Raw genomic sequence first — 15773 nt, 5'->3', positions numbered from 1 at the left:
GCCCATGTGCCGGCTGTGGCTGGCGCGGGCCCATAGGCGGGCCGGCCGAGGTGGCCGGCCAGGGAGGCGGGATGAGTGTGCAGGTGCATCTGTTGTTCCTCGGCTGCGTCGCCCTGGCGACCCTGGCGCAGGGCCTCACCGGCTTCGCCTTCGGCCTGATCCTGCTCGGCCTGGTCGCCCACCTGCAGGTGCTGCCGCTCGGCGAGGTGGCGGTGGTGATCAGCATCCTGACCCTGGGCAATGCCATGGGCACCCTGGGCGGGGGCAAGCCGCAACTGGATCGCGGCGTGCTGATGCCGGTGTTGCTCAGCAGCCTGCTCGGGGTCAGCCTGGGTATCTGGGGCCTGGGCGCCCTGGGCGACCAGCAGATCGTCTGGCTGCGCCTCTTGCTCGGCGTGCTGATCGTCGTCGCCAGCCTGATGCTGGTGGTGCAGAGCAGACCCCGGGCGAAGCTGTCGGGGCAGCCCTCGTTCTGGCTGGCCGGCGGCCTGTGCGGGCTGCTCAACGGCCTGTTCTCCAGCGGCGGGCCGCCGATCGTCTATCACCTCTATCGCCAGCCGCTGGCCTACGAGGTGATCCGCAACACCCTGATCACGCTGTTCGCCGCCAATGCGGCGGCGCGCCTGGGGCTGGTCCTGGCGCAGGGGCAGTTGCATGCCGCCACCCTGTGGCTGAGCGCCCAGGCCTTGCCGCTGGTATTGCTGCTCAGCTGGCTGCTGCGCCGCTATCCGCCGCGCCTGTCCCTGCGGGGCGTACGCTGGCTGGTCTTCGCGCTGATGGCGCTGGCCGGCGTCGGCCTGATCGTCGATGCCTTGCCCGGCCTGCTGGCCGTCTATTAGAGAGTGGCGGCTACTGCTCGGCCTCGTCCTTGCCCAGCTCGCTCAGGGCATCGGGCTGGTTCTTGAAGGCCTTGGCGAAGATCTCGCGGTTCTTCGCCATGTAGATGCCCAGTTCCTCGCCCTGTTGCTCGTTGAGCGAGGGCACGGCTTTCTGCAGCACCTCGGTGAGCAGTTCGGCCAATTCCAGCATCTTGTCGTGACGATCGGCTTCGGCCTTATCCATAAACAAACGCTCCAGATCTCGACTGCTGCGGTACACCACTTCGACGGCCATTCATCACCTCTACGCCTTCATGCTGACAGGGTTGCTATAAGCTGTTTATTTATACAGTGGTGGCGCAGTGTACTGTAGCCGCAGGCGCCCTGCAAAGGCCTAGGGTGGCAGCCGGGGCATCATTGCGTGTGGCGCTGAACGATGCGCTCGATTTCGCCGGAGCTGTGCAGGTGTTGCAGCGCCTCGTCCAACTGGCGGGCGAAGTCTTCCTTGAAGGGGAAGCGCGGGCCGGTGCGGTCGCTGAAGCCGACGTAGCTGTTTTCCACCGAGATGATCGGGCCTTCGACTATCGCCTCGGCGTTTGCCGTGTCGTACAGACCATCGCGGCGCATCTGCGCCAGTTCGGCGAGGATCGACAGGCGCTCGTTGAAGTAACAGTCGATGCGGCGGTGCAGCAGTTTCTGCAGGTTGGCGCGGTTGCCGGGGGCGTCCTCGATCCGGATCAGGCCGCGGCGTACCGCGCGCCAGAAGGGCTGGTTCGCCGACAGGTAGCCGGGGTTATTGCCGAAGCGCAGGCCCTGATAGTCCTGCGGCCAGCCGGGCGGCGGGCCGTCGGCGAACACCTCGCGGTGGCAGAACACCACCACCTGCTCCTGCAGGATGGGCACCGAGTAGGGCTTGATCCACGGCCGTTGCTGCGGGCGGTAGTAGGGCGGGACCACCGCCAGTGCCCGCCCGGCCTCGATCTCGACCATGGCGCGCAGCCAGGGCGTGGGCTGCAGTTCGAGGCGGTAGCCGCGCAGCAGCGGTTCGGCCGCCCGTAGGACATCGACATAGATGCCGGCGGCCTGGCCCTCGGCCGTGCGGTAGGTGAAGGGCGGGTAGGCCTCGTCGATCAGCAGGGTGACGCGGGTGTCGGCCTGGGCCGCCAGCGCCGGAGCCAGGGTCAGCAGGGCCAGGACCAGAAGGCCGGTCATATGGCACTTCAGGCGTTCGATCATCGGCTTCATTCGCGTATGCCGTTTGAGGCCTGGACTCGGCCCGGGTTGTTCGCGGCGGCCTTGCCGACAGCCAGCGATTGATCCTCACTACGCTGATGCCCGGACCGGGTGCGGCTCCGGTGGACTATCGTGGTAGGTAAGGCTTGCGCCTCGTCCATCTCGCGCCCCCAATCCCGGTGCGAGTCGATCTCGCCGGCGCTCGGCCGGGGTAGGTGATGAGAAACAGTATAGGCTTCCGCCTCAATGCCCTGTTCGTGGTTCTGGTCACGGCGCTGCTCAGTTGTTCCGGGGCGCTGGCGTACTGGAGCATGCGCAATCAGTTGCTCGAGCAGTACCAGCGCGACCGCGACAGCGTGCAGCAGCGCCTGCAGACCAATCTGGTCAATCCGCTGTGGAACTTCGACACCGCGACCCTGCAGGAGAACCTGGCCGCCGAGGTCAAGCCGCCGGTGCTGGGCATCGTGGTGTACAGCGAGCATGGCGAGCTGCTGGCGTCGGCCGGGATGCAGGAGCCGACGCGGCGGCAAAGCGCGCGCTACGATCACCTGGAGTTTCCCCTGCGCAACCGCGGGCGGAACGAGCAGCAGGTGCTCGGCCGGGTACGGGTGCTGCTGTCGCGCCAGGCGATGCAGGGCACGCTGAACGAGCAGGTGTGGCGACGCTTCCTGGAGATCCTCGCCCTCGACGTGCTGCTGGTGACGGCGCTGTCGCTGAGCCTGCGCCTGCAGGTGCTCAAGCCCCTGGCGGCGTTGCGCGACGCCCTGCACCAGGCGGCCGAGCACCGTGGCCCGCCGGAATCGCTGGTGCTGCCGGGCACCAGCCTCGACGAGTTCGGCGAGGTGCTCGGCGGCTTCAAGCGCATCGCCCGGCGCCTGGCCGAGGACCTGGAGGCCCGGCGCCAGGCCGAGAGCGACATCCGCGGCGCCTACGAGGAACTGCAGCGCACCCAGGCGACCCTGATCCAGGCGGAAAAGCTGGCGGCCCTCGGCGGGCTGGTGGCGGGTGTGGCCCACGAAATCAACACGCCCCTGGGCATTACCCTGACCGGGGCCAGCGTGCTGGCCGAACAGACCCGGCGCTTCGCCGGCCAGCTGCAGGCCGGGCGCCTGAAGAAGTCGGAGGTCGAGGGCTACCTACAGGCCGCCGAAGAGAGCGTCGAACTGATCCTGGCCAACGCCAACCGGGCGGCGCACCTGGTGCACAGCTTCAAGCAGGTGGCGGTGGACCAGACCAGCGAGGCGCGCCGTGAATTCAACCTCGCCCGCTACCTGGGCGAGGTGGTCGAGAGCCTGCGGCCGACCTACAAGCGCCTGCCGATCCAGGTGCGCATCGACTGTCCGGCGGACATCCAGCTGGACGGCTACCCGGGGGCCCTGGCCCAGGTGGTGACCAATCTGCTGGTCAACGCGGTGACCCACGCCTTCCCGGATGGGGCGGCAGGGCAGATCCGGCTCGGCGCCCAGGATGAAGGCGACTGGGTGGTGGTGCGCTTCGAGGACGATGGGCAGGGCATCGCCGCCGAGCATCTGCCGCACATCTTCGAGCCTTTTTTCACGACGAAACGTGGCGTCGGTGGCAGCGGTTTGGGCCTGCATGTGGTCTATAACCTTGTGACCCGGCGCCTGGGCGGCCAGATCCAGGTGGCGAGCACGGCGGGGCAGGGCACCTGCTTCACCCTGCGCATTCCGCGCATCGTCCCGCAGCCGCCCGAGGAGGCAATGTGAGCAAAGAACAGGCCCACGAAGAGGACGACTGGCTGATCGACGACAGCGCCGAGCCGCCGGTATTGCACTGTGAAATGCCGTGGCGGCTGCTGATCGTCGACGATGAACCGGATGTGCACCGGGTCACCCAACTGGCGCTGCGCGACGTCGAGTACAAGGGACGCAGGCTGGAGTTGCTCAGTGCCTATTCCGGGGAGGAGGGTTTCGCCCTGTTGCGCGACCAGCCGGATATCGCCCTGACCCTGCTCGATGTGGTGATGGAGACCGAGGATGCCGGCTTGCGTCTGGTGCATCGGGTCCGCGAGGAACTGGGCAACCCCCTGGTGCGCATCGTGCTGCGCACCGGTCAGCCGGGGCAGGCGCCGGAGCAGGAGGTGATAGTCGCCTACGACATCAACGACTACAAGGCCAAGACCGAGCTGACCCTGCAGAAGCTCTACACCACGGTCATCTCTTCCCTGCGCGCCTACGAGAGCCTGGTGGCCATCGAGCGCAGCCGCCAGGGCCTGAGCAAGATCCTCGAGGGCTCGGCCAACCTCTACCAGATGCACTCGCTGCGCGAATTCGCCTCCGGCGTGCTGGCGCAGATCGGCGCCATCCTCGACGTCGGCACTCACGGCATCCTCTGCGTACGCCGTGGTGCCGGCAGCGGTTCGGTGGCCCTACAGGTCCTCGGCGCCACCGGCAGCTTCGCCGAGGCGGCCCGGCATGACGAACTCGACTCGGCGCACCCGGCCTATGCGCTGATGCTGCAGGCGGTCGAACGGCAGCAGAGCCTCTACGCCTATCCCAACGAGGTGCTCTACATCCCGACCCAGACCCGCCACGAATTCCTGCTGTATTTCACCCCGCCCTGGCCGCTGACCGAGGTGGACAAGGACCTGCTGGAGGTGTTCTGCAGCCGCATCGCCTCGGCCTTCGACAACCTCCACCATCACCTGCAGATGACCCGCGCGCAGGAGGCCACGGTGGTGGCCCTGGCCGATCTGGCCGAATACCGCGACAGTGATACCGGCGAGCACGTGCTGCGTGTCGAGCGCTGGACCGCGCGCACGGCGCAGCGGATGGCCGAGCGTGGCGACTACCCCGAGCAGCTGACGCCGCGCTTTCTCGAGCTGATCGGCATGGCCAGCATCCTGCACGACGTCGGCAAGGTCGCCACCCCCGATCTGGTGCTGTTCAAGCCCGGTGTGCATGACGCTGAGCAGCGCGAGGTGATGCGCCGCCATGCCAGCATCGGTGCGGCCATCCTGCAGCGCTCGGCACGCATGGTTGAGGGTCAGAGTTACCTGTCGATCGGCGCGGAGATCGCCGGTGGCCACCACGAGCACTTCGATGGCAACGGTTATCCCCAGGGCCTGCGCGGCGAGGAGATCCCCCTCTCGGCACGCATCGTCGCGGTGGTCGACGTATTCGACGCCCTGATGCATCGGCGGCCCTACAAGGAACCCTGGTCCCTGGCCGATTCGCTGGACTACCTGCGCGCACGCAGCGGCAAGCAGTTCGACCCGCGGGTGGTGGACGCCTTCCTCGAAGTGGTGGAGCAGGAGTATGCACAGGAGTAGGTGGGCGCCTGTCGGATAGCGGGATAGAGCAGCCAGAAACGACGAGCCCGGCGCGGGGCCGGGCTCGTCTTCTGGGCAGGGTTGCCGCTTACTTCACTTCCAGCGCCAGGCTCTCGGCGATCTTCTGGTTCCAGATCGCCGGGCCGGTGATGTGCACCGACTCGCCGTTGGTGTCGACCGCCACGGTGACCGGCATGTCCTTCACTTCGAACTCGTAGATCGCTTCCATGCCCAACTCGGCGAAGGCCAGCACCTTGGACTTCTTGATTGCCTGGGCCACCAGGTAGGCGGCGCCGCCGACGGCCATCAGGTACACCGCCTTGTTGTCCTTGATCGCCTCGATGGCGATCGGGCCGCGCTCGGACTTGCCGATCATGCCCAGCAGGCCGGTCTGCTCGAGGATCTGCCGGGTGAACTTGTCCATGCGGGTGGCGGTGGTCGGGCCGGCCGGGCCGACCACCTCGTCGCCGACCGGGTCGACCGGGCCGACGTAGTAGATAAAGCGGCCTTTCAAGTCGACAGGAAGATGCTCACCCTTGTTGAGCATCTCGACCATGCGCTTGTGCGCGGCGTCGCGGCCGGTGAGCATCTTGCCGTTGAGCAGGATGGTTTCGCCCGGTTTCCAGCTCTGCACCTCTTCCGGAGTGATTTCGTCGAGGTTGACGCGGCGCGCGCTCGGGCCGGCTTCCCAGACGATTTCCGGGTAGGCATCCAGGTCCGGCGCCTCCAGTTCGGCAGGTCCCGAGCCGTCCAGCACGAAGTGGGCGTGGCGGGTGGCGGCGCAGTTGGGGATCATGCACACCGGCAAGGAGGCGGCGTGGGTTGGGTAGTCCATGATCTTCACGTCGAGCACCGTGGTCAGGCCGCCCAGGCCCTGGGCACCGATGCCCAGCTGGTTGACCTTCTCGAACAGCTCCAGGCGCAGTTCCTCGATGCGGTTCTGCGGGCCGCGGGCCTGCAGCTCGTGGATGTCGATGTGCTCCATCAGCACTTCCTTGGCCATCACCGCGGCCTTCTCGGCGGTGCCGCCGATGCCGATGCCGAGCATGCCCGGCGGACACCAGCCGGCGCCCATGGTCGGCACGGTCTTCAGCACCCAGTCGACGATGGAGTCGGACGGGTTGAGCATGGCCATCTTCGACTTGTTCTCGGAGCCGCCGCCCTTGGCCGCGACGTCCACTTCCACCTTGTCGCCCGGGACGAGGGAGTAGTGGATCACCGCCGGGGTGTTGTCCTTGGTGTTCTTGCGGCTACCTGCCGGGTCGGCCAGGATCGAGGCGCGCAGCACGTTCTCCGGCAGGTTGTAGGCGCGGCGCACGCCCTCGTTGATCATGTCGTCGACGCTCATGCTGGCGCCGTCCCAGCGCACGCCCATGCCGACCTTGACGAACACGGTGACGATGCCGGTGTCCTGGCAGATCGGCCGGTGGCCGGTGGCGCACATGCGCGAGTTGATCAGGATCTGCGCCATGGAGTCCTTGGCGGCCGGCGACTCCTCCTTGAGGTAGGCCTCGTGCATGGCCTGGATGAAGTCCACGGGATGGTAGTAGGAGATGAACTGCAGGGCATCGGCGACGCTCTGGATCAGGTCGTCTTGCTTGATCACGGTCATGCTGGGCGCTCCTCTGTAGGGCAGGCACTGCGGGGCGCCGGACCAGGATCCGGCGCAGGCTTTCAAGGTGAATAGCCGCGCTTAAAAAAGGCGCGGCAGTATAGCGCGCAGCGCCCGCAGGGGACACCCGACCAGGGTCGAAGGCGGTCGCCGGCGCTAGGCATTTGTGGCGGACGGGGGTAGAGTGGCGGCCAGATGCCAGTATGGGACGGAGCCCATCAACCCATGAGCTCGAGTAGCCAGCGGGTCACTCAGCGTAGGCTAAAAGGCTTGCTGCTCAAGCGCTTTGGCATGGCGGCAGCGACCTACGCCTTGACCGGCCTGGTGTGTGCGGTCGCCATGTGCAACGGCCTGTTGCAGGCATCCTGGCCCACCGCACTGCTGTTCACCCTGCTGGTGACACTGAGCCAGCTGGGCTTCTTCGCGGTGTTTCGCGCCGGCCAGAACCTGCGCTTTCGCGACCCCAGCCTGACCGAACCGCAGATGGTGGTGGCCCTCGGCTGGCTGACGCTGTTGCTGTCCTCGTTCGACGAGGGGCGCGGCAGTCTGCTGGTGATCTACCCGCTGATCATGCTGTTCGGCGTGTTCGAGCTGCAGCCCAGGGTCTTCGTCCGTTGCGCGCTGCTGGCCTTCTTCGGTTTCGCCGGTTTGAGCCTCTACGAGGCCTCCACCCTGCGCCTGGACGACCCGGCCGCGGCGACCTTGCAGGTCTGTGTGTTGGCCGCCGTCCTGATCTGGCTGAGCCTGTTCGCCAGTTACGTGCAGACCCTGCGTCGGCGCATGCGCCAGCGGCGCTTCGCCCTGCAGGCGCATCAGGACACCCTGCGCGGCATGATGCGCCAGCTGGAGGATCTGGCGGCGACGGACGAGCTGACCGGCCTGTTCAATCGTCGACACTTCCTGCGCCTGGCCAGCCGTGCGCTGGATGACCTGAGGGCTGGACGCCAGCACGGCCTGGCCCTGATCGACCTGGATCATTTCAAGCGCATCAACGATGTTCACGGCCATGCTGCCGGCGACCGGGTGTTGCAGACCTTCGCCGCCGTCGCCCGGGCCTGTCTGCGCGACGGCGATGTGCTGGCCCGCTATGGCGGCGAGGAATTCGTGTTGCTGTTGCCCGACACCGACTGCGAGCAATTCGCCGCCTGCTGCGAGCGGCTGCGCGAGGCCTTCAGCCGGGCCGAGCCCTTGGGTGTTAAGGTGAGCGACCTGAGTCTGTCTGTCGGAATGACCCTGTTGACCATGCACGACGATCTGGATGAAGCCCTGCACCGCGCCGACCAGGCGCTCTACCAGGCCAAGCGCAGCGGGCGCAACCGCTGTATGGCGGCCTGGGAGGAAGCCGATGCCTGAGCTGCGGGTCGGCGCGCACCGCCTCACCGTCGCCCCCTCTTGTAATCTGCTGGATGCCTTGCTCGCCGGCGGGGTCGCCGTGCCCTACAGCTGCCGGGCGGGGAGCTGTCATGCCTGCCTGGTGCGTTGTCTGCAAGGCGAGCCGCTGGATGCCAAGCCCGGCGCCCTCGATGACGCCCGCCGGGAGCAGGGCTGGCGCCTGGCCTGTCAGTGTCGCATCGTCGACGACCTGCAGGTCGAGGTGTTCGACCCCCTGCGCGATGGTCGCCCCGCGCGTATCCACAGCTGCGACTGGCTCAGCCCCAGCGTGCTGCGCCTGCGCCTGATCCCGCAAGACGCGCTGCGCTACCGCGCCGGCCAGCATCTGGTGCTGTGGACCGAGGCCGGGGTGGCCCGCCCCTATTCGCTGGCCAGCCTGCCCGGCGAAGACCCCTGGCTGGAGTTCCACCTGGACTGCCGGCAGAGCGGGGCCTTCAGCGACGCGGCGCGGGCCATGCGTCCCGGCGACAGCCTGCGCCTGGGCGAGCTGCGGGGCGGTGCGCTGCACTACGATCCGGACTGGCAGGCCCGGCCACTCTGGCTGCTGGGGGCCGGCACCGGCCTGGCGCCGCTCTACGGCATCCTGCGCGAGGCGCTACGGCAGGAACATCAGGGTCCCGTCCGGGTCATTCACCTGGCCCATGCCGCCGCCGAGCACTACCTCGCCGACAGCCTCGCCGCCCTGGCTGCCGGCCACCCGCAGCTGCGGGTCGAGCTCATCAGCGCGGCGCAGTTGCCCGCGGCTTTGGCCGAACTGCGCCTTGTCTCGCGTAAAACCCTCGCCTTACTCTGCGGCCACCCCCACAGCGTCGAAACCTTTGCGCGGCGTCTGTATCTGGCCGGTATCCCGCGCAACCAGGTATTCGCCGACCTGTTCCTGCCGCATGCGTGAAGGCGCCGGCGGCGCTGCCCGAGGAATATCGATGAGTGAGCATGTGCTGGTCGAGCGCGAGCAGGGGCTGCTGACCCTGCGCCTCAACCGTCCGGACAAGAAGAATGCCCTGACCCGGGCCATGTACGCCGACCTGGCCGAGGCGCTGAGCCAGGCCGAGCGGGACAGTGACGTCCGCGCCGTGCTGCTTACCGGAGGCACGGAGTGCTTCACCGGCGGCAACGACGTGGCCGATTTCATCCAGGCGCCGCCGACCGGGCCGGACAGCGAGGTGTTTCGTTTCATGCGGACGCTGTTCGACTTCGCCAAGCCGGTAGTGGCCGCGGTCAGCGGTCCGGCGGTGGGCATCGGCACCACCCTGCTGCTGCATTGCGATCTGGTCTATGTCAGCCGCGACGCCCGGTTGAAGATGCCCTTCGTCAGTCTGGGGCTCTGTCCCGAATTCGGTTCCAGCCTGATCCTGCCGCGCCTGCTGGGCCATGCCCGGGCCGCCGAGCTGTTGCTGCTGGGCGAGGCCTTCGGCGGCGAGCAGGCGGTGGCCTGGGGCATCGCCAACCAGGTGCTGGACGACGGTGCGGCGACCCTGGCCAAGGCCCGCGAGATGGCCCTGGGTTTCCAGCGCCTGGCGCCCACGGCGGTGCTGGACGGCAAGCGTCTGATGCGTGCACCGGGACGCGAGGAACTGCGCCGGGTGATCGAGGAGGAAGGTGCCCTGTTCGGCCAGCGCCTGCGCTCGCCAGAGGCCATCGAGGCGCTGAGCGCCTTCATGCAGCGGCGCCCGGCGGATTTCAGCCGGTTCGCCTGAGGCCTGGCAGCAGACGAGAAAGGCCGCTCATCGAGCGGCCTTTCTCCGGTATCGGCGGGCGCTACACCAGCTTCTCGCCGACATGCAGCATCTTCATGCCGTTGGTGCCGCCGATGGTGTGGTAGCTGTCGCCCTTGGTCAGTATCACCCAGTCGCCGGGCTCGACCACGCCGCGCCTCAGCAGCTCGTCGACCGCCGCCTGGCTGACCTGCTCCGGGGGCAGCGCGGCCGGGTCGAAGGGCACGGTGTAGACGCCGCGGAACAGTGCCGCCCGGGCCTGGGTGGCGCGGTGCGGGGAGAAGGCGAAGATCGGCACACCGGAACGGATGCGCGACATGATCAGCGGCGTGTAACCGCTTTCGGTCAGGGCGATGATCGCCTTGACCCCGGGGAAGTGGTTGGCGGTGTACATGGCCGCCAGGGCGATGCTCTCGTCGCAGCGGTTGAAGGTCTTGCCGATGCGGTGGCTGGACTGCTGGCTGGTCGGGTGCTTCTCCGCGCCGGCGCAGATGCGCGCCATGGCCTGCACCGCCTCCAGCGGGTAGGCGCCGGCGGCGCTTTCCGCCGAGAGCATCACCGCGTCGGTGTAGTCGAGCACGGCGTTGGCCACGTCGGAGACCTCGGCCCGGGTCGGCATGGGGTTGTGGATCATCGACTCCATCATCTGCGTGGCGGTGATCACCGCCTTGTTGTGGCGGCGGGCGTGCAGGATGATCTTCTTCTGGATGCCGACCAGTTCGGCGTCGCCGATCTCCACCCCGAGATCGCCGCGGGCGACCATCACCGCATCGCTGGCGCGGATCAGGCCGTCGAGGGTCTCGTCGTCGGCCACCGCCTCGGCACGCTCGATCTTCGCCACCAGCCAGGCGCTGCCGCCGGCCTCGTCGCGCAGTTGGCGGGCATATTCCATGTCCGCGGCGTCGCGCGGGAAGGACACCGCCAGGTAGTCCAGCTCCATCTCCGCGGCCAGCTTGATGTCGGCCTTGTCCTTGTCGGTCAGGGCCGGGGCGGTCAGGCCGCCGCCGCGACGGTTGATGCCCTTGTGATCGGACAGCGGGCCGCCGATCAGCACCTCGCAGTGCAATGCGTCGGCGGTGGCGCTTGCCACGCGCATGACCACGCGGCCGTCGTCGAGCAGCAGTTCGTCGCCCACGCCGCAGTCCTTGACCAGGTCCGGATAGTCGATGCCGACGATTTCCTGGGTGCCCTCGGTCAGCGGGTGGCTGGTGGAGAAGGTGAAACGGTCGCCGACCTTGAGCTCGATGCGTTTGCCGGCGAACTTGGCGATGCGGATCTTCGGGCCCTGCAGGTCGCCGAGCAGGGCGACGTGGCGACCGTGCTTGGCGGCCAGCTCGCGCACCAGCTGGGCGCGGGCCTTGTGCTCGTCCGGCGTGCCATGGGAGAAGTTCAGGCGGGCCACATCCAGGCCGGCGAGGATGAGTTTTTCGAGGACTTCGGGCGAGTTGCTGGACGGGCCGAGGGTGGCGACGATTTTGGTACGACGAAAGGTCATGCGCAGACTCCTGAATTGAAGCTGGCCGGGAGGCTACTACGGCGCCCCCCTGTAGTCATCGTTCCTCTGCACTACCTTGCGCCTCGGCTTTCAGGATCAGCAGGTCGCAGGTCACGTTGTCCAGGATGCGCTCGGCGGTATGGCCGATCAGTGCCGTGTCCAGGTGGCCGCGGGCGATGGCGCCCATCAGCAGCAGGTCGATCTGCCGCTCGCCGACGAAGTTCGGCAGGACTTCCTCGGCGAAACCCTCGACCAGGTGGGTGTCGGGCAGGGCGATGGGGTAGTGGCCGAGCAGCTGCTCGAAGGCCTCGCGATGTTGTGCGGTGCTGCGCGTCACGTAGTCCTCGTAATTGGTCACCAGCTCGGCGTCGAATACCAGGCTGCGCGGCAGGGGGGCGTGGCAGTGCAGGTAGTGGGGCTGCAGACCGAACTGCTCGCCGAGGTCCATGGCCGCGCTGATCAGCTGGTGGTCGAGGGCCGCCGGCTTGTCGGCGCTGTGCAGCGGGTCGAGGGCGGCGCACAGCGTGCGCCCCTGCCATTGGCCGTGTTGCACCAGCCACAACGGCACGGGGCAGTGGCGTACCAGCTGCCAGCCGCTGTTGCTGTGCAGCAGGCGCTGCAGCAGGTTATCGCGGTGGGCGATGGACTTGAGCACCAGGTCCGGGCTCATCTCGGCCACTTTCTCCAGGACCAGCCCATGGGGGGGCTTGCCCCAGCGCACGTCCAGGTGCAGCTCCAGGCCCTCGGCGCGCAGCGGCGCGACCAGCTCCTCCAGCCAGGTGCCGCGCTGCTCGAGCAGGGCGGCGCGGGCCCTGGTCTGCAGGGCGCTGTCGAAGAAGCGGCTGGCATCCAGGGCGGCGCTGTACTCGACCAGCAGCAGGTACAGCTGCGCCTGGCTCCTGCGTGCCAGCCAAACGGCGCGCTCCAGGGCCGGCTGGCGGGTTTCCTGGGGATCGATGACGACCAGTAGCTGGCGCAGACGCATGGTTCTGAACCTCGCAGGGTGGAGACGGCTTCGGCAGCCCATCGGTACCTATGTCTATCAGCATAGCTGTCCGCACGCCGGTGCCTGTGCAGCGTGCGGGCGCCTGGACCTGCAGATTAGCCGCGACCGGTCGATACACTGGGCAACACGAGGAGAGTCCCATGCGAACCCTGTTGATCCTGACTCTGGCGCTGAGCGCCGCCGGCTGTACCCGTTGGTCACTCGACCACCACCTGAACAGTGCCTACCGGGCCTACGAACGGGGCGACTGCGACGAGGCCATCCTCGAGCTGTCCCAGGCCGAGCGCAAGAGTCGCTCGCGCAGCTACCTGCAGCCGGAGATCTCCCTGCTGCGCGGGCAGTGTCTGGAGCGGCAGAGCCTGTTCGTCGATGCGGCGCAGACCTACCAGTTCATCATCGCTCATTACCCCGGCAGCGAGTATGGCTTCCGTGCCAAGGCCCGCCTGGAAACCTTGCGTCAGCTCGGTCATTATGGCCAGGCGGAGGCGGCGAAGGTCTCGCCTGCCGGGCTCTAGCCGGCCGCGGCCCGCGCCGAAAAACCGTTCAGGGAGGAAAACATGCGCGCATGGCTTTGCCTGCTGCTGCTGCCGGGGTTGGCGGCGGCGGAGATCTATCGCTGGGTCGATGACCAGGGACAGGTACACTTCGGCCAGCGCCCGGCCGCTGCGGGGGCCGAGCCGGTCGAGGTCAGACCGCAGGTGATCGAGCGCGATGCGGCTACGCGCGAGCGGCTGGAGCGGACCGAGCGCTTCTACGATGCCCGCCGCCAGGAGCAGGCCGAGGCCGACGCAACCTCGGCCCAGCGCCGAGCCAAGCGTGACCAGGAATGCAGCGAACTGCGCCATCGCCTGGCGCAGCTCCCGGAGGGGCGGCGCTACTACCGGGAAGAGGCGAGCGGCGAGCGGACGTACTACAGTGATGAGGAACTCGACGCCGTTCGCCGTCGGCTCCGCCAGAGCCTGACCGATCGCTGTGCCTGAAGCGGGTTTAACGGCAGTAGTGCGGTCCTACTCAAGGGCCATCCAATGCGATGCGCCACTATGCATGCCCAGCGCCACATCGAACGCCACCAGCTGCCCAGCTACCTGAAGGTGTTCAACCGTGTCACCGACAAGCCGATGGGCTATATCGGCAACGTGTCGTTGGACGGGTTGATGCTGATCAGCCAGTTGCCGATGCTGGTCGGGGCGCGTTTCGAGCTGCGCTTGAAGATCCCCGGGGTCGAGGGGCCACGTTTCGTCGATTTCTCCGCCACCTGCCAGTGGTGCCGGGAGGATGTCACGCCCGGTTATTTCGACTCGGGTTTCGCCCTGGTGGCGCCGCCGGCCGAGTACGTGGAGATGGTCGATGCGCTGCGTCGCTACTTCAGCTTTCGTCTGGCCGCCTCCGCCTAGCGGTGTCTGAGGGCTTGATCCGGGACCATGAAAAAACCGCCCAGGAGGGCGGTTTTTTCATTCGAGGGCGCAGGCTCAGGCCAGCGCCGCTTCCTTCTCGGTCAGTTGCAGCAGCTCATCCGAACGGGCCTGCACTTCGCGGTAGCGCTCGGCATCGCTGGCCAATACCTTGCCCATGGCGGGGAAGATCTCGTTCAGCTTGTCGACCCACTGCTGGGACTTGGACTGCTCGGGGAAGCAGCGCCGGATCAGCTCGAGCATGATCGACACGGTCACCGAGGCGCCCGGCGAGGCGCCGAGCAGGGCGGCGATGGAGCCGTCCTCGGCGGCCACCAGCTCGGTGCCGAACTGCAGGATGCCGCCGCGCTTGGGGTCCTTCTTGATGATCTGCACGCGCTGGCCGGCCACCTCCAGGCGCCAGTCCTCGGCCTTGGCCTCGGGGTAGAAGCCGCGCAGGGTTTCCAGGCGCTGCTCCTCGGACTGCAACACTTCCTTGATCAGGTAGCGGGTCAGGTCGAAGTTGTCGCGGGCCACCGCCAGCATCGGCCCGATATTGCCCGGACGCACCGACAGCGGCAGGTCGAGGTAGGAGCCGTGACGCAGGAACTTGGTGGAGAAGCCCGCATAGGGCCCGAACAGCAGCGAGGTCTTGCCGTCCACCACGCGGGTGTCGAGGTGCGGCACCGACATGGGTGGCGAACCGACGGCCGCCTGGCTGTAGACCTTGGCCTGGTGCTGCTTGACCACCTCCGGGTTGTCGCAGCGCAGCCACTGGCCGCTGACCGGGAAGCCGCCGTAGCCCTTGCCCTCCGGGATGCCGGACAGTTGCAGCAGCGGCAGGGCGGCGCCACCGGCACCGAGGAAGACGAACTTGGCCTGGATCTCGCGATGGCTGCCATCGGCCTGGTTCTTGATGCTGACGCGCCAGCCCTGCGGGTTGCGCTGCAGGCCGGTGACCTTCTGGCTGCACTTGACCCTGGCGTCCGGCTGCTTGGCCAGGTGGTCGAGCAGGTGCTTGGTCACCGCGCCGAAGTTGACGTCGGTGCCGCCCAACACCCGGGTGGCCGCGATCGGTTCGTTGGGATCGCGGCCCGGCATCATCAGCGGCATCCACTTGGCCAGGGTGGCGCGGTCTTCGCTGTACTCCATCTCGGCGAAGGCATGGTGCTGGGTCAGCGCCTGGAAGCGCTTCTTCAGGTAGGCGATGCCCTCATGGCCGCGGACGAAGCTCAGATGCGGCACCGAGGTGATGAAGGACTTGGGCGCGCCGAAGCTGCCCTTCTCGATCAGGTAGGCCCAGAACTGCTTGGATTCCTCGAACTGGGTGTTGATGGTCACCGACTTCTTGATGTCGATCGAGCCGTCCGCCGATTCCGGCGTGTAGTTCAGCTCGCACAGCCCGGCATGACCGGTGCCGGCGTTGTTCCAGGGGTTGGAGCTTTCGATCGCCCCGGACTCCATCAGCTCGATGATTTCCAGTTTGATGCCCGGATCGAGCTCCTTCAGCAGCACGGCCAGGGTCGCGCTCATGATGCCGGCCCCGACCAGCACCACATCCAGTGTTTCGTAATCGTTGTGCGCCATTACCACTTCTCCCAAAAATCAGCACCCAGTTGACGGCAAGAGACCTGCGCGTGCGAACACGCGGTTAGAGGTCGCAGAGCAGTCCCAGGGATGTGGAGGTGATGCCAGCGCGTATGCCAGCCGCAAGATCGTTCATTACTCGCCACACTCTTGTGAAGTTGTTGAAACCGTTTTTTCACGCTCTTTTGGAGCGGTGAACCTCAAAGATACGCGTCTGCCAGGGCCGGCCTTT

General features: G+C 67.3%; 15 protein-coding genes. 9 read left to right on the top strand and 6 right to left on the bottom strand.

The window, feature by feature from the left end; genetic code table 11:
- Positions 1–71 precede the first annotated feature (71 nt).
- Entirely contained in the window at positions 72–839 is a 768-nt protein-coding gene (locus tag ACSX1C_RS10830) for a TSUP family transporter (protein ID WP_439886142.1), read from the top strand.
- A 10-nt stretch (positions 840–849) separates the two neighbouring features.
- Here the strand turns inward: ACSX1C_RS10830 and ACSX1C_RS10825 are convergent, their stop codons facing one another.
- On the bottom strand, positions 850–1113 hold the full coding sequence (locus tag ACSX1C_RS10825) for a YebG family protein (RefSeq protein WP_439886141.1): 264 nt from the start codon (positions 1111–1113) through the stop codon (positions 850–852).
- Positions 1114–1232: 119 nt separating this feature from the next.
- On the bottom strand, positions 1233–2030 hold the full coding sequence (locus ACSX1C_RS10820) for a substrate-binding periplasmic protein (RefSeq protein WP_439886140.1): 798 nt from the start codon (positions 2028–2030) through the stop codon (positions 1233–1235).
- 239 nt (positions 2031–2269) lie between these two features.
- Here ACSX1C_RS10820 and ACSX1C_RS10815 point away from each other — a divergent pair, with 239 nt between their 5' ends.
- Positions 2270–3778: a sensor histidine kinase gene (locus ACSX1C_RS10815; RefSeq protein WP_439886139.1), complete on the top strand. Its 1509-nt coding sequence runs from the start codon at positions 2270–2272 to the stop codon at positions 3776–3778.
- Complete coding sequence (locus tag ACSX1C_RS10810; RefSeq protein ID WP_439886138.1) at positions 3775–5343, top strand: DUF3369 domain-containing protein; 1569 nt, start codon at positions 3775–3777, stop codon at positions 5341–5343. The genes ACSX1C_RS10815 and ACSX1C_RS10810 overlap by 4 nt, the downstream gene beginning before the upstream one ends.
- Before the next feature lie 88 nt (positions 5344–5431).
- Here ACSX1C_RS10810 and ACSX1C_RS10805 read toward each other — a convergent pair whose 3' ends face one another.
- On the bottom strand, positions 5432–6955 hold the full coding sequence (locus ACSX1C_RS10805) for a fumarate hydratase (RefSeq protein WP_439886137.1): 1524 nt from the start codon (positions 6953–6955) through the stop codon (positions 5432–5434).
- A gap of 225 nt (positions 6956–7180) precedes the next feature.
- Between ACSX1C_RS10805 and ACSX1C_RS10800 the strand changes: the two genes are divergently transcribed.
- The 3 genes from ACSX1C_RS10800 to ACSX1C_RS10790 are packed head-to-tail and all read left to right on the top strand — an operon-like array spanning position 7181 to position 10044.
- Positions 7181–8308, top strand: coding sequence for a diguanylate cyclase domain-containing protein (locus ACSX1C_RS10800; RefSeq protein WP_439886136.1), 1128 nt, complete (start codon positions 7181–7183; stop codon positions 8306–8308).
- On the top strand, positions 8301–9239 hold the full coding sequence (locus ACSX1C_RS10795; RefSeq protein ID WP_439886135.1) for an iron-sulfur-binding ferredoxin reductase: 939 nt from the start codon (positions 8301–8303) through the stop codon (positions 9237–9239). The genes ACSX1C_RS10800 and ACSX1C_RS10795 overlap by 8 nt, the downstream gene beginning before the upstream one ends.
- A gap of 31 nt (positions 9240–9270) precedes the next feature.
- Complete coding sequence (locus ACSX1C_RS10790) at positions 9271–10044, top strand: enoyl-CoA hydratase (protein WP_439886134.1); 774 nt, start codon at positions 9271–9273, stop codon at positions 10042–10044.
- A gap of 61 nt (positions 10045–10105) precedes the next feature.
- Here the strand turns inward: ACSX1C_RS10790 and pyk are convergent, their stop codons facing one another.
- Together pyk and ACSX1C_RS10780 are read right to left on the bottom strand one after the other, a co-directional pair.
- On the bottom strand, positions 10106–11557 hold the full coding sequence (gene pyk / locus ACSX1C_RS10785) for a pyruvate kinase (protein ID WP_439886133.1): 1452 nt from the start codon (positions 11555–11557) through the stop codon (positions 10106–10108).
- Positions 11558–11612: 55 nt separating this feature from the next.
- Positions 11613–12542, bottom strand: a complete 930-nt coding sequence (locus ACSX1C_RS10780) for a universal stress protein (protein WP_439886132.1) — start codon at positions 12540–12542, stop codon at positions 11613–11615.
- Positions 12543–12703: 161 nt separating this feature from the next.
- On the opposite strand from ACSX1C_RS10780, the gene ACSX1C_RS10775 reads away from it, so the two are divergent.
- Genes ACSX1C_RS10775 through ACSX1C_RS10765 form a run of 3 tightly spaced genes read left to right on the top strand, consistent with a single transcriptional unit; the run spans position 12704 to position 13957 of the window.
- Positions 12704–13078: a tetratricopeptide repeat protein gene (locus tag ACSX1C_RS10775; RefSeq protein ID WP_439886131.1), complete on the top strand. Its 375-nt coding sequence runs from the start codon at positions 12704–12706 to the stop codon at positions 13076–13078.
- Between the two features lie 42 nt (positions 13079–13120).
- Complete coding sequence (locus ACSX1C_RS10770; RefSeq protein WP_439886130.1) at positions 13121–13543, top strand: DUF4124 domain-containing protein; 423 nt, start codon at positions 13121–13123, stop codon at positions 13541–13543.
- 60 nt (positions 13544–13603) lie between these two features.
- The gene (locus ACSX1C_RS10765; protein WP_318646301.1) at positions 13604–13957 is read left to right on the top strand and encodes a PilZ domain-containing protein; all 354 of its coding nucleotides are present in this window, start codon (positions 13604–13606) and stop codon (positions 13955–13957) included.
- A 75-nt stretch (positions 13958–14032) separates the two neighbouring features.
- On the opposite strand, the gene mqo is transcribed toward ACSX1C_RS10765, so the two are convergent.
- Entirely contained in the window at positions 14033–15541 is a 1509-nt protein-coding gene (gene mqo / locus ACSX1C_RS10760) for a malate dehydrogenase (quinone) (protein ID WP_439886129.1), read from the bottom strand.
- Between the last annotated feature and the right edge of the window lie 232 nt (positions 15542–15773).

Origin of the sequence: Pseudomonas sp. MBLB4123 (assembly GCF_051904775.1) — a bacterium.
Lineage (GTDB): Bacteria > Pseudomonadota > Gammaproteobacteria > Pseudomonadales > Pseudomonadaceae > Aquipseudomonas > Aquipseudomonas benzenivorans_B.
The sequence above is the reverse complement of the archived record's forward strand: the minus strand, read 5'-3'. Positions and strand labels throughout refer to the sequence as shown.

What these genes read in the sequence shown, in the direction of transcription:
- ACSX1C_RS10765 (WP_318646301.1), top strand. Translation starts at nt 13,604, where the DNA reads ATGCATGCCCAGCGCCACATCGAACGCCACCAGCTGCCCAGCTACCTG.
- ACSX1C_RS10795 (WP_439886135.1), top strand. Translation starts at nt 8,301, where the DNA reads ATGCCTGAGCTGCGGGTCGGCGCGCACCGCCTCACCGTCGCCCCCTCT.
- ACSX1C_RS10775 (WP_439886131.1), top strand. Translation starts at nt 12,704, where the DNA reads ATGCGAACCCTGTTGATCCTGACTCTGGCGCTGAGCGCCGCCGGCTGT.
- ACSX1C_RS10820 (WP_439886140.1), bottom strand. Translation starts at nt 2,030, where the DNA reads ATGACCGGCCTTCTGGTCCTGGCCCTGCTGACCCTGGCTCCGGCGCTG.
- mqo (WP_439886129.1), bottom strand. Translation starts at nt 15,541, where the DNA reads ATGGCGCACAACGATTACGAAACACTGGATGTGGTGCTGGTCGGGGCC.
- ACSX1C_RS10800 (WP_439886136.1), top strand. Translation starts at nt 7,181, where the DNA reads ATGAGCTCGAGTAGCCAGCGGGTCACTCAGCGTAGGCTAAAAGGCTTG.
- ACSX1C_RS10780 (WP_439886132.1), bottom strand. Translation starts at nt 12,542, where the DNA reads ATGCGTCTGCGCCAGCTACTGGTCGTCATCGATCCCCAGGAAACCCGC.
- pyk (WP_439886133.1), bottom strand. Translation starts at nt 11,557, where the DNA reads ATGACCTTTCGTCGTACCAAAATCGTCGCCACCCTCGGCCCGTCCAGC.
- ACSX1C_RS10830 (WP_439886142.1), top strand. Translation starts at nt 72, where the DNA reads ATGAGTGTGCAGGTGCATCTGTTGTTCCTCGGCTGCGTCGCCCTGGCG.
- ACSX1C_RS10790 (WP_439886134.1), top strand. Translation starts at nt 9,271, where the DNA reads ATGAGTGAGCATGTGCTGGTCGAGCGCGAGCAGGGGCTGCTGACCCTG.
- ACSX1C_RS10770 (WP_439886130.1), top strand. Translation starts at nt 13,121, where the DNA reads ATGCGCGCATGGCTTTGCCTGCTGCTGCTGCCGGGGTTGGCGGCGGCG.
- ACSX1C_RS10815 (WP_439886139.1), top strand. Translation starts at nt 2,270, where the DNA reads ATGAGAAACAGTATAGGCTTCCGCCTCAATGCCCTGTTCGTGGTTCTG.
- ACSX1C_RS10805 (WP_439886137.1), bottom strand. Translation starts at nt 6,955, where the DNA reads ATGACCGTGATCAAGCAAGACGACCTGATCCAGAGCGTCGCCGATGCC.
- ACSX1C_RS10825 (WP_439886141.1), bottom strand. Translation starts at nt 1,113, where the DNA reads ATGGCCGTCGAAGTGGTGTACCGCAGCAGTCGAGATCTGGAGCGTTTG.